Source organism: Polynucleobacter sp. MWH-UH24A, assembly GCF_018687475.1.
Classification (GTDB): Bacteria; Pseudomonadota; Gammaproteobacteria; order Burkholderiales; family Burkholderiaceae; genus Polynucleobacter.
Genome location: NZ_CP061292.1, coordinates 513,515 through 532,106, shown reverse-complemented (window position 1 = coordinate 532,106; position 18,592 = coordinate 513,515). Strand labels below are relative to the sequence as shown.

Below are 18,592 nucleotides of genomic sequence, written 5' to 3'. Positions count from 1 at the left end.
GCCCGATCCTCCAAAACGCTTAATGGACGAGACGTGAAAAGCTGAAATCGCCCTTTTTATCCACATCCACTGGAATCACATCCTGTGGGCCAAATTTGCCCTCCAAGATCATCTTCGATACCGGATTTTCAATGTGCTGCTGAATGGCACGCTTGAGTGGTCTAGCCCCAAAAACAGGGTCAAAACCAACTTCTGCTAATTTATTCAACGCTGCATCACTGATGTCCAGTTGCATATCAAGGCGGGCTAACCGCTCTGAGAGGTTTTGCAAGAGGATTTTTGCGATCGAGGCAATGTTCTTTTGATCCAACCCATGAAAAACCACAATCTCATCGACTCGGTTTAAGAACTCAGGACGGAAATGATTTTTGAGCTCACCAAAAACTGCTTCTTTCACCTCAGCTTGATTTTTACCTGTCATTGACTGAATCAAATGAGAACCAATGTTACTGGTCATCACAATCACGGTGTTTTTAAAATCGACTGTGCGTCCCTGACCATCGGTTAGTCGCCCATCGTCTAATACCTGCAACAACACATTAAATACGTCAGGATGCGCTTTTTCAATCTCGTCAAATAAAATCACACTATAGGGTTTACGACGAACCTGCTCAGTGAGATAACCACCCTCTTCGTAACCTACGTATCCAGGGGGAGCCCCAATTAAGCGAGCGACGCTGTGCTTTTCCATAAACTCGCTCATATCAATCCGGATTAATCGGTCATCGCTATCAAATAAAAACTCAGCCAACGCTTTACACAACTCGGTCTTACCAACGCCTGTAGGTCCTAGGAACATGAATGAACCATAGGGCTTATTTTCTTCGGAAAGACCGGCGCGAGAGCGACGAATTGCATCCGATACAGCACGGATCGCCTCATCCTGCCCCACAACACGTTCATGCAAATGCTCTTCCATCTTTAAGAGCTTGTCGCGCTCACCTTGCATCATTTTCGAAACGGGAATACCGGTCGCACGCGAGACCACTTCCGCAATTTCTTCAGCACCAACTTGTGTGCGAAGTAGTTTCGGACGGCCTGAATCTTTCTGTTCGGCCTTTGCTTCAGCAGCAGCAGCTGACTTCAGCTTTTGCTCGAGTTCGGGCAATTTACCGTATTGCAATTCAGCGACCTTCTCGAGCTTACCCTCGCGCTGTAACTTTGCGATTTCAGCTTTAACGCGATCAATCTCTTCCTTCACGGAGGCGGCACCTAAGGCTGCGCCCTTTTCTGCCTTCCAAATTTCTTCAAGATCGGCATACTCTGCACCCAAACGGGTAATTTCTTCCTCGATGAGATCTAGGCGTTTTTTGGAGGCATCATCCTTTTCTTTTTTAACCGCTTCACGCTCAATCTTTAACTGAATCAGACGGCGATCTAACTTATCCATGACCTCAGGCTTTGAATCAATTTCCATCTTGATACGAGAACCGGCCTCATCAATTAGATCAATCGCTTTATCAGGCAAAAACCGGTCAGTGATATAGCGGTGAGAGAGCTCAGCTGCAGCTACAATCGCAGGGTCTGTAATCTCAATGCCGTGATGCAGCTCATATTTCTCTTGTAAGCCGCGCAAAATTGCAATCGTTGCTTCAACGCTTGGCTCATCAACCATGACTTTTTGAAAGCGGCGCTCTAGTGCGGCATCTTTTTCAATGTATTTACGATACTCATCAAGCGTGGTGGCGCCGATGCAGTGGAGCTCACCTCGAGCTAGCGCTGGCTTTAACATATTGCCAGCATCCATCGCGCCATCGGCTTTACCAGCCCCAACCATCGTATGAATCTCGTCAATGAACATAATGGTGCGGCCTTCATCTTTTGCCACATCATTGAGCACTGCTTTTAAACGCTCTTCAAATTCACCACGATACTTTGCGCCGGCTAATAAAAGGGCCATATCCAACACCAGAACACGCTTGTCTTTCAATGTTTCCGGCACCTCACCGTTCACAATGCGTTGCGCCAGGCCTTCGACGATCGCGGTCTTACCGACTCCAGGTTCGCCAATTAAGACTGGATTATTTTTACTGCGTCGCTGAAGAATTTGAATGGCACGCCGAATCTCATCATCTCGCCCGATCACCGGATCAAGTTTTCCGAGCCGAGCGCGCTCCGTCAAATCGAGGGTGTATTTCTTTAAGGCCTCACGCTGGCCTTCGGCATCGGCTGAGTTGACTGACTCACCGCCACGAACCAAATCAATTGCCGCCTCTAAAGCCTTACGGCTTAAACCGTTTTCGCGAGCCGCCTTACCCAACTCCCCTTTATCGTCTGCCAAAACCAATAGGAATAACTCGCCAGCAATGTACTGATCACCGCGCTTACTCGCTTCCTTTTCGGTTTGATTAAGCCAATTTAATAAAGTTCGACCAATCTGAACATCGCCCCCAGTACCCTGGACCTGGGGTAATTTAGCAATCATCGCCTCAGCAGCTTTTTCCAGCCCAGCAACATTAGCGCCCGCCCGTGTTAATAAGCTTCGCGCCCCGCCATCCTGCTGACGTACCATCGCAAGAAGCAAATGCTCGGGCTCAATGAACTGGTTATCGTTACTTAGGGCAAGGCTTTGTGCATCCCCTAATGCTTCTTGGAATTTAGTGGTTAGTTTATCTATCCGCATGATTTATATAAATTAATTTACTAATTAAAGAGTCTAATTAGAATATGGGGGTAAACCTTCATTATTCAAGTTTTTTATTTCAATGCAATGTGCGATGGCTTGGTATCTTTACTTACTTGAATGCGCCGATGGCAGCTATTACGCAGGCATCACCAATAAGCTTGAAGAGCGGATCGTTGCCCATAACCAAGGGATTGGTGCGCGTTATACACGCGGACGGGGGCCGGTGAAGCTTCTAGAGGTAAAGCCTTACCCAGACCGCTCAAGTGCGTCTAAAGCAGAAAGTGCCGTTAAGCGTCTTCCGCGCTCCCAAAAAAGACAGTTTTTTATGTAAGGCCCTAAGTTTTAGACCAACGCGACAACGCTTTGTCGTCTGAAACGCGGGCATCAACCCAGCGAGCACCATTTGGGGTATCTTCTTTCTTCCAAAATGGTGCTTGTGTCTTTAGGTAGTCCATGATGAACTCGCATGCAGCAAAGGCTTCTCCACGGTGGGCGCTGGTAACGGCGACCAAGACAATTTGATCGAGCGGCTGTAAGGGTCCAATCCGATGAATAATCAGTGCTTGGTTCAGATCCCAGCGCCCTTTGGCCTGATCAATAATCAACTGCAAGGCTGCTTCGGTCATTCCCGGGTAATGCTCTAAGGTCATTTGTTGAACAGTTGTGCCGTCATTGAGATCTCGAACCGTGCCAACAAAAATAGCGATAGCACCTACTGCACCGTCGCCAGCTCGTAAATTTGCAATTTCTGTACTTAGGTCAAAATCCTGCTCTTGAATACGAACTGGCATATCAGCCTCCAGTCACCGGGGGGAAGAAAGCAACTTCAGCACCCTCCAATAAAACAGTGTCTGCGCTGACCATTTGCTGATTGAGGGCACAACGCAATACTCGGTCTTTAGACAAAATGTCAGCCCAAGGCGAGCCACGCATCATTAAGAAAGCACGAAGATCCGCAATGGTTTTTACCGAATCGGGAATCACAAGCTCCTCTTGCGCCACACCTAAGCCCTCGCGTATCGAGGCAAAAAAACGCAAATGCAGTTTCATGGTGATGAATTAATAAAGTAGTCCACTAAAAGGGATATATCGAACCATATCACCCTTTTTAAATCCCTGTCCGGCAGGGCAATCAATCAATCCATCCCCCCAGGCTGCGCTGGTCAAAACGCCCGAGCTCTGATTTGGAAAGAGATCAAGGCCGCCGACTGCGTTTAGTTTGACTCGCAAAAACTCATTACGACGATCTGGCTTTGACCAATCAAAATCAGCGCGCACTAAAAAAGATGGCGGTGTGAAATCAGATCGCCCTTGAAGTTTTAAGATAAATGGACGAACAAATAGAATGAAGGTCACAAAACTAGATACTGGATTACCAGGAAGGCCAATAAACCATGCCTCACTGCCTGTCTGATTTTGTTTACGAACCGCTCCAAATGCGAGCGGTTTACCTGGCTTAATGCCAATCTGCCATAAATCCAATCGCCCCTCAGAATGAACAGCAGGCTTAATGTGATCTTCTTCACCGACTGAAACACCGCCCGACGTAATAATTAGATCATGATCTTCGCTAGCAGTTCGTAGCGCCTGACGAGTTGCTTCCAATCGATCAGGAACAATGCCGTAATCCGTTCCGATGCATCCCAGACTCCGAATGAGACCCAACAAGGTGTCACGGTTCGAGTTATAAATACCGCCCGGCTTTAAAGGTTCACCGGGTAAGGACAGTTCATCGCCGGTAAAAAAGGCAGCTACTCTGACCCTGCGTTTGACAGGCAATTCTGCATAGCCAGCAGAGGCAGCAACGCCCAGGTGCTGAGGTCTTAAAACAGTGCCGGCAGATAAAGCGACTTTTCCAACACTGAGGTCCTCGCCGCGCCGTCGAATCCACTGCCCCATACTGGGGATGGAATTAATTTGGACTAAATCCGATTGAGCCTGAGTTGTGCAGTCCTCCTGCATCACGACCGCATCGGCTCCTGGCGGTATTGGCGCACCAGTAAAGATTCTGGCAATGGTCTTAGGCTTAAGTGGCTCACCGACCGATCCCGCTGGAATACGTTGATCCACTTTTAAGGTAACTCCGGGCTGCGGAATATCCTGAGTGGCTACCGCATAACCGTCCATGGACGTGTTATCGAGTGGTGGCACATCAACCGTACTAACAATATTCTCAGCAAGAACACGTCCTAGCGCATCTTGGGTTGGCACCAACTCACGACCCTCAACGGGCTCAGGGTTTTTTAGCAAATGCGATAGAGCTTCAGCCGCACTGAGCAATGGTGGTTTAGTGTTCGACGCAGGAGATGGGCTGATGGCCATGATCAATGAACGTGATCTTGAATAAATGCCTTCACTGTTGAAGTGCTAGCTGGTATATTCGTCACGCGCTGAGGCTTATCTTTAATGTCAGTAAATGCAATTGGGCATTCAGCCGGACGACCCAATGCTTCTTGAATCGTTTCCTCAAACTTAATTGGCAAAGCGGTCTCCAAAACTAACATTGGGATCTCTGTTTGCAAATATTCTCGCGCAACTTTAATACCATCTGCGGTATGGGTATCGATCATCACACCATAGCGTTGATCAATATCTCGAATTGTCTCTAAGCGATGGTGATGCGTGCTGCGCCCAGAGACAAATCCAAATTTTGAAATGGTTTTAAATACTGGATCGTTCGATAAATCAAACCCGCCCTCAGTTTCAACTTGTTTAAATAATTGAGCAGTGCGCAAGCCATCGCGACCAAGTAAATCAAAGATAAAGCGCTCAAAATTACTTGCCTTAGAAATATCCATTGAAGGACTCGAGGTATGCAAAGTCTCCGCTGATTTACGGGCTCGGTAAATACCAGTTTTAAAGAACTCATCCAATACATCATTTTCATTGGTAGCCACTACGAGTTGCGCAATGGGCAAGCCCATCATTCGGGCAATATGCCCAGCGCACACATTTCCAAAGTTGCCAGACGGCACCGCAAAGGAGACTTCTTCATTACTCGACGCGGTTGCTAACAAGTACCCCTGAAAGTAATACACCACCTGAGCTAGAACCCGACCCCAATTAATTGAGTTCACTGTGCCAATCCGGTATTTGGCTTTGAACTCCAAATCATTACTGACCGCTTTCACAATATCTTGGCAATCATCAAATACCCCTTCGACAGCCAGATTAAAAATATTGGGATCTTGCAAGGAGTACATTTGCGCCGACTGGAATGGACTCATCTTGCCGCGTGGCGACAGCATAAAAACCTTAATACCCTCTTTACCTCGCATGGCGTACTCAGCTGCACTTCCAGTATCTCCAGAAGTGGCGCCCAAAATATTGAGGTCTTGCTGAGCGCGTCGCAATGCGTACTCAAAGAGATTACCTAATAACTGCATGGCCATGTCTTTAAAAGCAAGGGTTGGACCATTCGATAAACATAAGAGACCTAACTGCGTCCCATGCTCCTTACCCAACCAATGCACGGGAGTAATATCGCTTGCTAAATCGCTAGGACGACCATTGCAATAGACCTGCGCGGTATAGGTCTTGCGGAGTAACGCTTTTAAATCATCAGCGGGAATATCGTCGCAATACAAACGAATAATTTCAAATGCCAAATCGGGGTACGACAAGCCCCTCCAAGAATTTAACTGCGCACTAGTTACTTGAGGATAGTGGGTTGGCAAATATAAACCACCATCGGGCGCTAAGCCCCCTAATAAGATTCCTTGAAAGGATTGTTCTGGGCTTGCGCCTCGAGTCGATTGATAACGCATATGTAGAAACTTAATCTAGGAAAGATTTTCAAGACGAATCTTAACGATCTCACCAATCACCGTTTTCAGATTTTGCATCTCCAATAAAGCTGCTGTCATATTCTTTTCTTTAGTTTCATGGGTCAAGATCACAAGATCCGTCTGACTTTCCCCTTCAGCAGCTTCTTTTTGCAATAGCGCATCGATCGATACGCCGTGAGCAGCCAAAATCCGTGTGATATCGGCTAAAACGCCGGCCTGATCGGCAACTGCTAAGCGCAAGTAATAACTCGTTGTTACCTCTGAAATTGGCAGAATTGGAGTATTTTGTAAGGCATTTGGCTGAAAGGCTAAATGAGGCACTCGATTTTCAGAATCCGCGGTTTGCAAACGCGTGACATCGACCAAGTCGGCAATGACCGCAGAAGCCGTTGGCTCCGAACCCGCACCTTTACCGTAATAAAGGGTCGTACCGACAGCGTCACCGAATACCTGTACAGCATTCATTGCGCCTTCAACGTTGGCTAGTAAACGCTTTGCAGGCACCAGCGTTGGATGGACCCGTAACTCAATGCCGCTTGGGGTCTTCTTGGTAATCCCCAAAAGCTTGATGCGATACCCAAGCTGTTCAGCGTATCGAATATCAATCGCTGATAGCTTAGTGATGCCTTCAACATGTGCTTGGGCAAATTGCATTGGCACCCCAAACGCAATCGCGCTCATGATGGTTGCTTTATGTGCCGCATCTATTCCTTCAATATCAAAAGTTGGGTCTGCTTCAGCGTAGCCCAAGCGTTGCGCCTCACTCAACACAGCATTAAAGTCCAAACCCTTATCGCGCATTTCTGACAAGATAAAGTTGGTGGTGCCATTAATAATTCCAGCAATCCACTCAATGCGATTTGCACTCAAGCCTTCACGCAATGCTTTGATAATTGGGATTCCGCCTGCGACCGCGGCTTCAAATGCAACCATGACTCCTTTGTCATGCGCCGCTTTAAAAATTTCATTGCCATGAACAGCAATCAATGCTTTGTTTGCGGTGACGACATGTTTTCCATTCGAAATCGCTTCAAGAACTAAATCCTTAGCAATGCCATAGCCCCCAATGAGCTCAACCACGATATCAATTTCTGGGTTCTGAATGATGGTGCGCGCATCACTCACCACCTGAGCCTGACCTTGAACTAGCTCTTGGGCCCGCTGCGTATTCAAATCAGCAACTGTATGAATTCGAATGCCGCGGCCTGCGCGCCGCTGAATTTCCTCTTGATTACGGGCGAGGACAGTAAAGACTCCACTGCCTACGGTGCCAATGCCAAGAAGTCCGACCTGAATGGGTTTCATCATACTTTTGCTGGAGTAGCTGCGACTGGATTAGTTGCGTGTTTCATGCGATAGCGCTCAAGAAAGTGGGCGATCCGCTTAATTGCTTCGCGCAAGGTATCTTCATGAGGTAAAAAAGTAATCCGAAAGTGATCTGGCTTGGGCCAATTAAAACCCGTACCCTGGACAAGAAGTACCTTTTCCTCTTTTAGAAGATCAGCAATAAATTGTTGGTCATCTTTAATTGGATACATTTGTGGATCGAGTTTTGGAAATAGATATAAAGCAGCCTTCGGTTTGGTAACGCTTACCCCAGGGATCTCGCTCATGAGCTTATAGGCTAGATCACGTTGACGAGTTAAGCGTCCATCTGCAGCAACCAGGTCATTAATGCTTTGGTAGCCACCTAATGCCGTTTGAATGGCGTATTGCCCAGGAACGTTTGCGCACAGCCTCATCGAGGACAGCATATTTAAGCCCTCAATGTAATCGGCAACCATCGCCTTATCGCCAGAAACAACCATCCAGCCGGACCGATAACCGCAAGAGCGGTAATTTTTTGACAAACCATTGAAGGTAATGGTGACTACGTCGGTCGATAACGATGCGAGCGAAATATGCTTTTCGCCATCAAAGAGCATCTTGTCATAGATCTCGTCGACGAACAGGATCAAATTATGTTGACGAGCAATTGCAATAATCTCCAGTAAAACCTCTTTGGAATATAAGGCACCTGTTGGATTATTTGGATTAATTACCACGATCGCTTTGGTGCGCGGCGTAATCTTGGAACGCATATCGTTTAAATCGGGCTGCCAACCTTTGGACTCATCGCACAAATAATGATGCGGGGTTCCCCCTGATAAGGAGACAGCCGCGGTCCACAAAGGGTAATCGGGTGCAGGAACCAACACCTCATCGCCATTATTCAAAAGTGCATTCATGGCCAAAACAATCAGTTCAGAAGCACCATTACCCGTGTAGATATCATCTAAGGTAACGCCTTGAATGCCTTTTTCTTGGCAATACTGCATGATAGCTTTACGTGCTGCAAAAATACCCTTGGAATCCGAATACGCGGATGCATTTCCTAAATTACGAATCATGTCGAGCTGAATTTCTTCGGGAGGGTCAAAGCCGAATACGCCGACATTACCAATATTGAGCTTGATAATCTTATGACCCTCTTCTTCCATGCGTTGGGCGAGCTCAAGCACGGGGCCACGAATGTCGTAACAGACATTATTTAATTTGTCGGACTTTTGTATTGGTTTCACAATCGGGTCTTCTACAAGGTTAAGCCATTGAAATTTAGGGATAATTTGCTAGCTATAATCCCTCAATTATGACAGAGCCTCAGCGTGAAGTTACATTCTGACCCACAATCTAGCCAAAATACGATCACTGGCTACGGAATTGGCTTTCTTGAGGTCAACCAAACCCCGTATTCGTATGCCTTAATCGTTCAACCTGAAGGTGAAGTTTTGGCATGGCCGGTTAAGGAAAGCCAGGATCTTTCAGAGGATCATTTCTCAATGATTAGCGCCTTGCTACCCGAGTTGGTTATTGTGGGCACGGGTAAGAAGCAGGTGTTTCTGAACCCCAAAATTCTGCAACCTCTGATTAAAGCCAAAATTGGTTTTGAGATGATGGATTCACAAGCAGCCTGCCGCACATACAACATCCTAATGGGCGAAGGACGCAAAGTATTGGCTGCCATCCTCTTAGAAAAAGATTGACGCGATGCTTGCCGAACGTCATCTCACACCATTGAATTCGGTTGCATTATTGGCTGTCTTCGTCCTCGCAAGCGTTTTATGGTTTGCAACGCTTGACTATCGACATCTAATTCCAACAGACGAAGGTCGCTACGCCCAAATGGCTCGCGAGATGATGGTGAGCGGCGATTACATCACACCCCGTTATAACGACTACAAATATTTTGAGAAACCGCCACTGCATATTTGGGCATCGGCAATTATGTTTCAACTCTTTGGTCTTGGCGAATGGCAAGCACGCTTTTGGAGCGGACTCACTGGTTATCTCACGATTTTATTGGTTGGATTTACTGCAGCCCAATTGTTTGGCCGGGTCACGGGATATTTAGCGGCATTAATCCTCTTATCGAGCCCAATGTGGGTTGTGGGTGGGCATTTCAATGCCCTCGATATGGGCCTATCGGCTTTTCTAAATTTAGCTCTGTGCGCGCTGTTACTAGCTCAGCATGCCTATGAACATGAGCGCCCCCAATCGGGTCGCCATTGGATGTGGGTCTGTTGGCTGGCAATGGGCCTTGCCACCCTATCAAAAGGGCTGATTGGCATTGTGATCCCAGGAATGGTGTTATTTGCGTATATCGTGACGCGCTTTGACTGGAAAATTCTAGGTCGATTACATATTTTTAGCGGATTAGTAATTTTCCTGATCGTTACTGCACCGTGGTTCATTGCGGTATCGATAGAGAATCCCGAGTTTGCCCACTTCTTCTTTATTTATGAACACTTTGAGCGCTTTACCGCAACCGCTCATGGACGTACCGCCCCATTTTATTTTTTCTTGCCATTGGTGCTTGTTGGGTTTTTGCCCTGGATGCCCCAGTTCTTTCAGTCTGCAAGGCAAACCCTCATGCAATACCGCATGCAATCATTCTCAGCCTCATGGATGCTTTGGGCATGGTTTGCAGTCATCCTTATTTTCTTTAGCATTTCCCGCTCAAAATTACCGGGCTACATCATGCCGGTATTTCCAGCCTTAGCTATTTTGGCAGCCAAGTCAATCGCCGATTATTTAGAGTCCCATGCGCATCTTTCAATCGGGTGGCGTTTCCAAACTTTATTTTTCACTTTGCTTGCCGTCACGGGATTTTTCTTTCTATCCGAAGTTGGACGTAATGGTCAACCTGATGAGGTCGACGCCTATCAGGCATACACCGTCTGGATAGTTGTGGCTCTCTCCTGTTTATTGGTATTTAGCCTGGTGGCGAGTCTCCTGGCTAAGCGCAATGCGCTTCTCAGTATTGCGCTATTCGCTTTTGGCTTTTTCTTGACCGCCACCATCGCAGGAACGGGGCACGAGACTTTAGGTCGTGCAGTATCGGGGTATGACCTAGCGCAAAAGGTCAAGTCACAAATCCCAAGCGATGCCAAGATCTACTCGGTTCGTTTGCTCGATCATACTGTTCCGTTCTATCTAGAACGTAATACCATCATGGTTGAATTTACCGACGAGCTGACCTTTGGCGCCAAACAAGAACCCCAAAAATGGATACCGACGCTCAATGAGTTTGTGATCGTCTGGAACCAAGATCCCAACGCCTTCGCACTCATGAGCCCAGGCCAATATGAGGAGCTCAAAACCCGCGGACTTCCCATGGAGGAATTAGGTCGGGATAGCCGACGTGTTGTAGTTCGACATCCACGTGAGGCTTTGCGACAATAGGTCAATGAGTCAACCATTTATCCCCTTTACAAAGCCAACGATTGATGAAGCGACCATTGCAGCGGTTGCCGATGTATTGCGCTCTGGTTGGATTACTTCCGGCCCCAAGGTTTTAGAGTTTGAATCTGCTCTATGTGCTTACTTAGGAGGCGCAACTGTGCGCTGCTTTGCAAACGGCACGGCTACCATGAAAATTGCTCTTCAGGTCGCTGGGATTGGGCCGGGCGATGAGGTGATTACAACTCCAATTTCGTGGGTCGCAACCTCCAATGTGATCTTAGCCGTGGGCGCAAAGCCTGTTTTTGTTGATATTGATCCAAAGACCCGAAATCTCGATCTCCATCAAGTCCAATCTGTGATTAATAACAAAACTAAAGCCATCATGCCGGTGTATTTGGCTGGCTTGCCTCTTGATATTGATGCCCTGTATACGATTGCAGAGAGTCATCAATTACGTGTGATCGAGGACGCTGCGCAAGCGCTCGGATCTTCCTGGAATGGTTTACGTATTGGTGCTAAAGGCCGGCATGATTTAGTGAGTTTTAGCTTCCAGGCGAATAAAAATTTGACGACTATTGAAGGTGGTTGTCTAGTCTTCAATACCGATCGCTTTGGTGGAGATCAAGTGAGTCTCGCTGAAAAACTACGTCTGCAAGGATTAGTGCGTCATGGGCCAGATGGCATGGAGGTTGACGTTCTGGGCGGCAAAGACAACTTAACTGATGTGAATGCTGTTATCGGTCTTCATCAATTAAAACAACTGGAGCGTTTTCAGGTTCAACGTATCGCTCTCGCACGCCATTATTTTGATCGGTTCGAACAATCGGGTTTGAGCAAAATAGGTTTGGGCCTACCAATCGCCGATTTTGTGAACAGTAACTGGCATATGTTCCAAGTCCTATTGCCATTAGAGCGCTTAGGTCAAACTCGGAGCCAAATCATGCTTGCGTTAAAAGAACGTGGGATAGGTACCGGGGTGCATTACCCCGCCATTACTGGCTTTGCACTGTATCGTCAGCGAGGGTACTCTCCAGAAGCAACACCGGTTGCTAATCAAATTGGTCAATCGATCTTAACTCTGCCACTTTTCCCTACCATGACCGAAGCCGATATTGATCGTGTGGTCAAGGCTCTGCAAGAGGTTTTAGCGTAAACATCCCTACATCAGGCAAAATGTGGGCATGAACAGTCTTACTCACCCACGTTTGAGCGTCGTAATCCCGGTTTACAACGAGGAGGAGGGATTACAGGCTCTATTTGATCGCCTGTACCCCGCGCTTGATCATGTTGCGAGTCAATATGCACTTCCTTATGAGCTCGTCTTTATCAACGATGGCAGCAAAGATCGGTCTGCTGCAATGCTCGCCATGCAATACGAAAAGCGGCCCGATGTAACGCGGGTGATCTTGTTTGCAAATAACTTTGGCCAACACATGGCGATCATGGCCGGTTTTGAATACGCACGCGGTGAATACATCATTACCTTGGATGCGGATCTACAAAATCCTCCCGAAGAGATTGGGAAAATTGTGCGCCAGCTTGAGGAGGGCCATGATTACGTTGGCACGATTCGAGAAAATCGCCAAGATTCCTGGTTCCGAAAAACAGCCTCGCGCGCAATGAATCGATTACGCGATAAGCTCACTCGAATCACGATGACTGATCAAGGCTGCATGATGCGTGGCTACCATCGTCGCATCATTGATTTAGTTCGGCAGTGTGAAGAAGCGAATACTTTTATTCCGGCACTAGCGTACACCTTTGCCAACAATCCAATTGAAATTACCGTTAAACATGAAGAGCGGTTTGCTGGAGAATCCAAATACAGCCTGTATCAATTGATTCGTCTTAATTTTGATTTGGTCACCGGCTTTTCAGTGATGCCTTTGCAGCTCTTCTCGATTCTAGGCATGTTACTGGCCGGTGCAGCCGGTTCGCTATTCCTGCTTCTCTTGATTCGTCGTTTTGTCTTAGGCGCTGAGGTTGAGGGTGTGTTCACACTCTTTGCGCTCACCTTCTTTTTAATTGGCGTGATGCTCTTCGGCCTAGGCCTTTTGGGGGAATACATCGGCCGGATTTATCAACAGGTACGTCAACGGCCCCGCTATATGGTAAGTGCTGTCCTCGAGCAATCCAAATCCTAAATCTTGAATCAAACTCCTAAGCACGCAGTTGTTTTTGCCTACCACGATGTCGGTGTTGCTTGTTTACAAGCCTTAATCGATGCCGGGATGCAAATTGATTTAGTCATCACCCATGCCGATGATCCCAATGAGACGATTTGGTTTAGCAGCGTTCAAAAACTCTGCGAGCAACGGGGTTTGCCATGCCGAATCGTGCAACCGAGTGCATTATTAAATTTGGTGTCTGAGATTAAGGCGATTGCACCCGATTATCTCTTTTCTTTTTATTACCGCTTCATGCTGCCCACTGAATTACTTGAGACTGCAACCATTGCAGCTCTCAATATGCATGGCTCACTCTTACCTAAGTACCGCGGCCGCGCCCCCGTGAACTGGGCTGTGGTGAATGGCGAGACCGAAACAGGTGCAACCTTGCATGTCATGGAAGTAAAACCCGATGCTGGGGATATTGTGGGACAAGTCGCTGTATCTATTGAAATTCATGAAACTGCTAAAGAGGTATTTGATAAAGTCAGTCAGGCAGCAAAACAGGTGATGGAACAGGTACTACCCCAGCTCATGCAGGGCAAGCTTCCTCGGCGACCCAATCCATTGACAGAGGGTTCCTACTTTGGGGGACGCAAACCCGAGGATGGACGCATCGATTGGACAAAGTCAGCCATGTCAATTTACAACCTAATTCGGGCGGTGGCCCCACCCTATCCTGGGGCCTTTGCCGAATTAAGCGGGGAAAAAGTGATTCTTACCAAAAGCTCGCTTCCTCTCGATCCTGGCGTTGCTCTCAGCCCCAGTCAAGCCGCAATCCTCAAAAAGTCTGGGCTAGGGATGCATCTCGTCGATAATCGCTACTTCGGCCTGTGCGGCGATGGCAAGGTTCTTGAGCTATTTTTAGCATAAGAGTAGTCAGTCGTTGGCTTTTGAAGTTCATCAAAGGAATGGTGTTATGAAAAAGATTCTGATTTTGGGTGTGAATGGTTTTATTGGCCATCACCTCTCAAAGCGCATATTGGAGACTACGTCGTGGGAGGTCTATGGCATGGATATGCAAAACGACCGGATTGGTGATCTTCTCAACCACCCTCGCATGCATTTCTTTGAAGGCGATATCACCATTAATCGCGAATGGGTGGAGTATCACGTTCGCAAATGCGACGTCATCCTACCACTCGTTGCCATCGCTACGCCAGCAACCTATGTACAACAGCCACTGCGTGTATTTGAGCTTGACTTTGAGGCCAATCTTCCGATCGTTCGCTCAGCAGTGAAATACGGTAAGCACCTTGTCTTTCCATCAACCTCCGAGGTCTATGGCATGTGCTCCGATGCTGAATTTGATCCAGCCTCATCCAATCTGGTTTATGGACCGATCAATAAGCCGCGGTGGATTTATGCTTGCGCCAAGCAATTAATGGACCGAGTGATTTGGGGCTATGGCATGGAGGGCTTACGCTTTACTTTGTTTAGACCATTTAATTGGATTGGCCCTGGCTTGGATAGTATCTACACCCCCAAAGAAGGTTCCTCGCGGGTGGTCACCCAGTTCTTGGGGCACATTGTGCGCGGCGAGCCAATCAATCTTGTCGACGGTGGCTCCCAAAAAAGGGCCTTTACTTATATTGATGACGGCATTGATGCCTTAATGCGCATCATCACCAATGAAGGTGATGTTGCCAATGGCAAGATCTATAACGTGGGAAACCCAAAAAATAACTACTCGGTCAAAGAGCTGGCGACGATGATGCTGGCGATTGCTAAGAAAATCCCGGAGTATGCAGTGACGGCTGATCAAGTTCAATTAATCGAGACAACCTCAAAAAGCTACTATGGTGCTGGATATCAGGATGTCCAAAACCGAGTTCCTGCTATTGAAAATACGATGACTGAATTGGGTTGGAAACCCACTATTGCCATGAACGATGCGCTAAGCAAGATATTTGAAGCCTATCGCCATGATGTGGATAAAGCGCGGCATCTGGTTGAGTAACACTTAATTCCATGGCAAAAATTGCACTGAAGGTTGATGTTGATACCTTACTCGGAACCCAAGTTGGCACGCCCAATCTAGCTAAACTATTTGCGGAACTCGGAATTCAGGCGACCTTCTTATTTAGCCTGGGTCCTGACCATACCGGTTGGGCATTAAAACGAATTTTCCGTCCAGGTTTTCTGAAGAAAGTATCGCGCACCTCGGTGGTAGAGCACTATGGCATCAAAACCCTTTTATACGGGGTTCTTCTCCCGGCGCCTGACATCGGTAAAACTGCTGCGCATGAAATGCGTGCTGTTGATCAAGGGGGTCATGAAACGGGGATTCATACCTGGGATCATGTCTATTGGCAAGATCATGTCTATCAACGCGATGCAGCATGGACTCGACTCCAAATGCAAAAAGCCTACGATCGTTTTTGTGAGATCTTTAAACACCCTCCTCTAACGCATGGTGCTGCAGGCTGGCAAATGAATGAAGCAGCTCTGAAGCAACTTGACGATTGGGGCATGCAATATGCCTCCGACGGTCGTTCCGCCCCCAATCTTGCGCCTTACCGCATTCAATTTAATTCCGTGCGAAGTAAGCATGTGCAATACCCCACTACGTTGCCAACCTTTGATGAACTCATTGGAGTGGACGGAAGGGATGCTTTGGGAGCGGCTAAGGCAATTCTTGAGCTCACTCAAAGTAATCCGAATGATCAAGTCTTTACCCTGCATGCTGAGCTAGAAGGGCAAAAGTTGTTGCCTGCCTTCAAAGCATTGCTCCAGGGGTGGCTGGCGCAAGGTCACGAACTGGTTACGATGGGTCAACTGCACCGCTCTTGGCTGGCGACTGGGCAACTCGATAAAATAGCCACTGAGCCATTTCAGTATGGCAGTATTGCCAATCGCAGCGGTGAACTGATGATCCAAATGCGCCATGCAACTAATTTCACATAACCATTGACGAGGGGAATTACGATGACAATTAAGATTGGGCAGACGATGCCAATGTGCGAGATCCCGGCAACATCAAACCTCACCTTCTCGCCAAAAGCGTATCAAGGTAAAAAACTAGTACTCTATTTTTATCCCAAAGATTCAACGCCAGGCTGCACCGTTGAAGCGGGAGAGTTTCGGGATCACATTGATGCATTTAATCAAGCCAATGCCTTGGTGGTTGGAGTGTCACGGGATAATTTGCGTTCGCATGAGAACTTTCGCCAAAAACTAGGTCTCCCTTTTGAATTGGTTGCCGATACCGAAGAAAAACTGTGCACGATCTTTAATGTCATCAAAATGAAAAATATGTACGGCAAACAAGTTCGAGGCGTTGACCGCAGCACCTTCCTCTTTGACAGCAAAGGCGTTCTCCAGAAGGAGTGGCGTGGCATTAAGGTGACTGGCCATGTGGCCGAGGTACTCACTGCCGCCAAAGCAATATCCTAGGGATTTATACGGTACTTGCAAAGACATCAATTTGGGTTACAGTATGGCTATATGCACCGTAAGCGATGGATGCCATTAAACCCGCATCGGGGTCTATCTAGGCCACGACGGGATACCGGCCCCCTCGTAAATCATGCATATCACCCCGCCCTCTGCATCACCCCTCAAAACCGCCCTTCGCTCTTAGCAGGCGGTTTTTTCATTTAGGAGAAGTCCTCGAATGCCATTACCTCCACTGCCCACCCAAATTGCTGATCAAATCAATTTAAGTCGTCAGAAAACACCGGATCTTAAAAATCCCCCAAAAAAGATGAAAAAAGCACTAGCGCCAAGTTGGGCCCAAGAGGTAGAAGCAAATGTCGATGAAGACGATGATCTGTCCGCTGCAGAGGCAGCATTGGAACAGATTAAGACTATTGCTCCAGCCCAACATCTAGAAAAGCAGTTGGACTCCAAGCCAGAGCGGCCAAAGCGCACGGTGCGCACAGGTCCACCAAGTCTTTTTGTATTGGATACCAATGTATTAATGCATGATCCATCGTCTCTCTTTCGGTTTGAGGAGCACGATTTATACCTGCCGATGACAACGCTTGAAGAGCTCGACAACCATAAAAAGGGAATGAGTGAGGTTGCTCGAAATGCGCGCATGGTGAGTCGCTCGCTCGACCAACTCATTGCCGGTACCAGCGGTCAGCTCGATGAAGGAATCCCACTTAATAAATTAGGAAATCAGGATGCAACCGGGCGATTGTTCTTCCAGACCCAGTTTTCTAATGCTCCTTTGCCCGAGGGTCTGCCCGAGGGTAAAGGTGATAACCTCATTTTAGGGGTGGTGCGTGATCTGCAAAAAGCAAAACCACAACAAGAAGTGGTCTTGGTATCCAAAGATATCAATATGCGCATCAAGGCTCGGGCTCTCGGCCTTCCTGCTGAAGATTACTTTAATGACCAGGTCTTAGAAGACCGAGATTTAATGTACTCGGGTGTGATGGCACTACCGAGTGACTTTTGGCCCAAGCATGGTAAAGCCATGGAAAGTTGGGCCGACGGTAAGAGCGGCACGATGTTCTATCGGGTTACTGGCCCGCTGGTTCCTAGTATGCTCATTAATCAATTTGTGTATCAAGAAAATCCAGACGGCACGACACCCTTTTATGCCCTCGTGCGCGAAATCAATGGCAAGACCGCTTTGCTTCAAACTCTGAAGGATTACTCGCATCAGAAAAATAATGTATGGAGCATTACCGCGCGCAATCGTGAGCAAAACTTTGCCATGAATCTGCTCATGAATCCTGACATTGATTTTGTCACGCTTCTTGGTCAAGCCGGTACCGGCAAAACTTTGCTCGCCCTTGCTGCCGGCCTTGAGCAAGTGTTAGATAGCAAACGCTATAACGAGATCATCATTACTCGAGCGACTGTTCCGGTCGGTGAGGATATTGGATTTTTACCCGGCACCGAGGAAGAAAAAATGCAGCCCTGGATGGGCGCTTTTGACGACAACTTAGAGGTTTTACATCGCAGCGATGACACTGCGGGAGAGTGGGGTCGCGCCGCTACCCAAGAACTAATTCGTTCTCGAATTAAGGTTAAAAGTATGAACTTCATGCGGGGTCGTACGTTTGTGAGTAAATTTCTGATTATTGATGAAGCGCAGAACTTAACGCCTAAACAGATGAAGACGCTTGTTACACGAGCTGGTCCTGGAACCAAAATTGTGTGCCTTGGAAATATTGCTCAAATCGACACTCCTTATCTCACCGAGGGTTCGTCGGGTCTCACCTATGTGGTTGATCGCTTCAAGGGTTGGCGTCACAGTGGTCACATCACCTTGGCTCGTGGCGAACGTTCGCGACTAGCCGATCATGCTGCTGAAGCCCTGTAACAAAAAT

17 protein-coding genes are annotated in these 18,592 nt (G+C 47.6%); 10 read left to right on the top strand and 7 right to left on the bottom strand.

The annotated features are described in order from the left end of the window. Positions 1 to 19: 19 nt before the first annotated feature. Positions 20 to 2,623 (bottom strand): ATP-dependent chaperone ClpB, encoded by a 2,604-nt coding sequence (gene clpB / locus ICV32_RS02805; RefSeq protein WP_215371753.1) that lies wholly within the window; start codon positions 2,621 to 2,623, stop codon positions 20 to 22. Positions 2,624 to 2,717: 94 nt separating this feature from the next. Here clpB and ICV32_RS02800 point away from each other — a divergent pair, with 94 nt between their 5' ends. After that, positions 2,718 to 2,957, top strand: coding sequence for a GIY-YIG nuclease family protein (locus ICV32_RS02800; protein WP_215371751.1), 240 nt, complete (start codon positions 2,718 to 2,720; stop codon positions 2,955 to 2,957). Between the two features lie 4 nt (positions 2,958 to 2,961). Here ICV32_RS02800 and moaE read toward each other — a convergent pair whose 3' ends face one another. The 6 genes from moaE to ICV32_RS02770 are packed head-to-tail and all read right to left on the bottom strand — an operon-like array spanning position 2,962 to position 8,975. Continuing rightward, a complete protein-coding gene (moaE, locus tag ICV32_RS02795; RefSeq protein ID WP_215371749.1) occupies positions 2,962 to 3,417 on the bottom strand; it encodes a molybdopterin synthase catalytic subunit MoaE in 456 nt (151 codons plus the stop codon). Position 3,418: 1 nt separating this feature from the next. After that, on the bottom strand, positions 3,419 to 3,676 hold the full coding sequence (gene moaD, locus ICV32_RS02790) for a molybdopterin converting factor subunit 1 (RefSeq protein ID WP_215371747.1): 258 nt from the start codon (positions 3,674 to 3,676) through the stop codon (positions 3,419 to 3,421). A 9-nt stretch (positions 3,677 to 3,685) separates the two neighbouring features. Further along, positions 3,686 to 4,948, bottom strand: coding sequence for a gephyrin-like molybdotransferase Glp (gene glp, locus ICV32_RS02785; protein WP_215371746.1), 1,263 nt, complete (start codon positions 4,946 to 4,948; stop codon positions 3,686 to 3,688). A 2-nt stretch (positions 4,949 to 4,950) separates the two neighbouring features. Beyond that, complete coding sequence (gene thrC, locus ICV32_RS02780) at positions 4,951 to 6,393, bottom strand: threonine synthase (protein WP_215371744.1); 1,443 nt, start codon at positions 6,391 to 6,393, stop codon at positions 4,951 to 4,953. Between the two features lie 15 nt (positions 6,394 to 6,408). Further along, the gene (locus ICV32_RS02775; RefSeq protein WP_215372509.1) at positions 6,409 to 7,719 is read right to left on the bottom strand and encodes a homoserine dehydrogenase; all 1,311 of its coding nucleotides are present in this window, start codon (positions 7,717 to 7,719) and stop codon (positions 6,409 to 6,411) included. Further along, positions 7,719 to 8,975 (bottom strand): pyridoxal phosphate-dependent aminotransferase, encoded by a 1,257-nt coding sequence (locus ICV32_RS02770; RefSeq protein ID WP_215371742.1) that lies wholly within the window; start codon positions 8,973 to 8,975, stop codon positions 7,719 to 7,721. Before ICV32_RS02770 ends, ICV32_RS02775 begins: the two co-directional genes overlap by 1 nt. Positions 8,976 to 9,059: 84 nt before the next feature. On the opposite strand from ICV32_RS02770, the gene ICV32_RS02765 reads away from it, so the two are divergent. The 9 genes from ICV32_RS02765 to ICV32_RS02725 all read left to right on the top strand — a co-directional run bounded on the left by ICV32_RS02765 (position 9,060) and on the right by ICV32_RS02725 (position 18,585). Further along, the gene (locus ICV32_RS02765; protein ID WP_215371741.1) at positions 9,060 to 9,437 is read left to right on the top strand and encodes an Mth938-like domain-containing protein; all 378 of its coding nucleotides are present in this window, start codon (positions 9,060 to 9,062) and stop codon (positions 9,435 to 9,437) included. Positions 9,438 to 9,441: 4 nt separating this feature from the next. Further along, positions 9,442 to 11,136: a glycosyltransferase family 39 protein gene (locus tag ICV32_RS02760; protein WP_215371739.1), complete on the top strand. Its 1,695-nt coding sequence runs from the start codon at positions 9,442 to 9,444 to the stop codon at positions 11,134 to 11,136. A gap of 4 nt (positions 11,137 to 11,140) precedes the next feature. Then, complete coding sequence (locus tag ICV32_RS02755) at positions 11,141 to 12,289, top strand: DegT/DnrJ/EryC1/StrS aminotransferase family protein (protein WP_215371737.1); 1,149 nt, start codon at positions 11,141 to 11,143, stop codon at positions 12,287 to 12,289. Positions 12,290 to 12,317: 28 nt separating this feature from the next. Further along, complete coding sequence (locus ICV32_RS02750) at positions 12,318 to 13,280, top strand: glycosyltransferase (RefSeq protein WP_215371735.1); 963 nt, start codon at positions 12,318 to 12,320, stop codon at positions 13,278 to 13,280. 3 nt (positions 13,281 to 13,283) lie between these two features. Next, positions 13,284 to 14,177 (top strand): formyltransferase, encoded by an 894-nt coding sequence (locus ICV32_RS02745; protein WP_215371734.1) that lies wholly within the window; start codon positions 13,284 to 13,286, stop codon positions 14,175 to 14,177. A gap of 46 nt (positions 14,178 to 14,223) precedes the next feature. After that, positions 14,224 to 15,264 (top strand): bifunctional UDP-4-keto-pentose/UDP-xylose synthase, encoded by a 1,041-nt coding sequence (locus ICV32_RS02740; RefSeq protein ID WP_215371732.1) that lies wholly within the window; start codon positions 14,224 to 14,226, stop codon positions 15,262 to 15,264. Positions 15,265 to 15,275: 11 nt separating this feature from the next. Continuing rightward, on the top strand, positions 15,276 to 16,211 hold the full coding sequence (locus ICV32_RS02735; protein ID WP_215371730.1) for a polysaccharide deacetylase family protein: 936 nt from the start codon (positions 15,276 to 15,278) through the stop codon (positions 16,209 to 16,211). Positions 16,212 to 16,232: 21 nt separating this feature from the next. Beyond that, the gene (locus tag ICV32_RS02730) at positions 16,233 to 16,700 is read left to right on the top strand and encodes a peroxiredoxin (RefSeq protein ID WP_215371729.1); all 468 of its coding nucleotides are present in this window, start codon (positions 16,233 to 16,235) and stop codon (positions 16,698 to 16,700) included. 220 nt (positions 16,701 to 16,920) lie between these two features. Beyond that, positions 16,921 to 18,585, top strand: coding sequence for a PhoH family protein (locus ICV32_RS02725; RefSeq protein ID WP_215371727.1), 1,665 nt, complete (start codon positions 16,921 to 16,923; stop codon positions 18,583 to 18,585). Positions 18,586 to 18,592 lie beyond the last annotated feature (7 nt).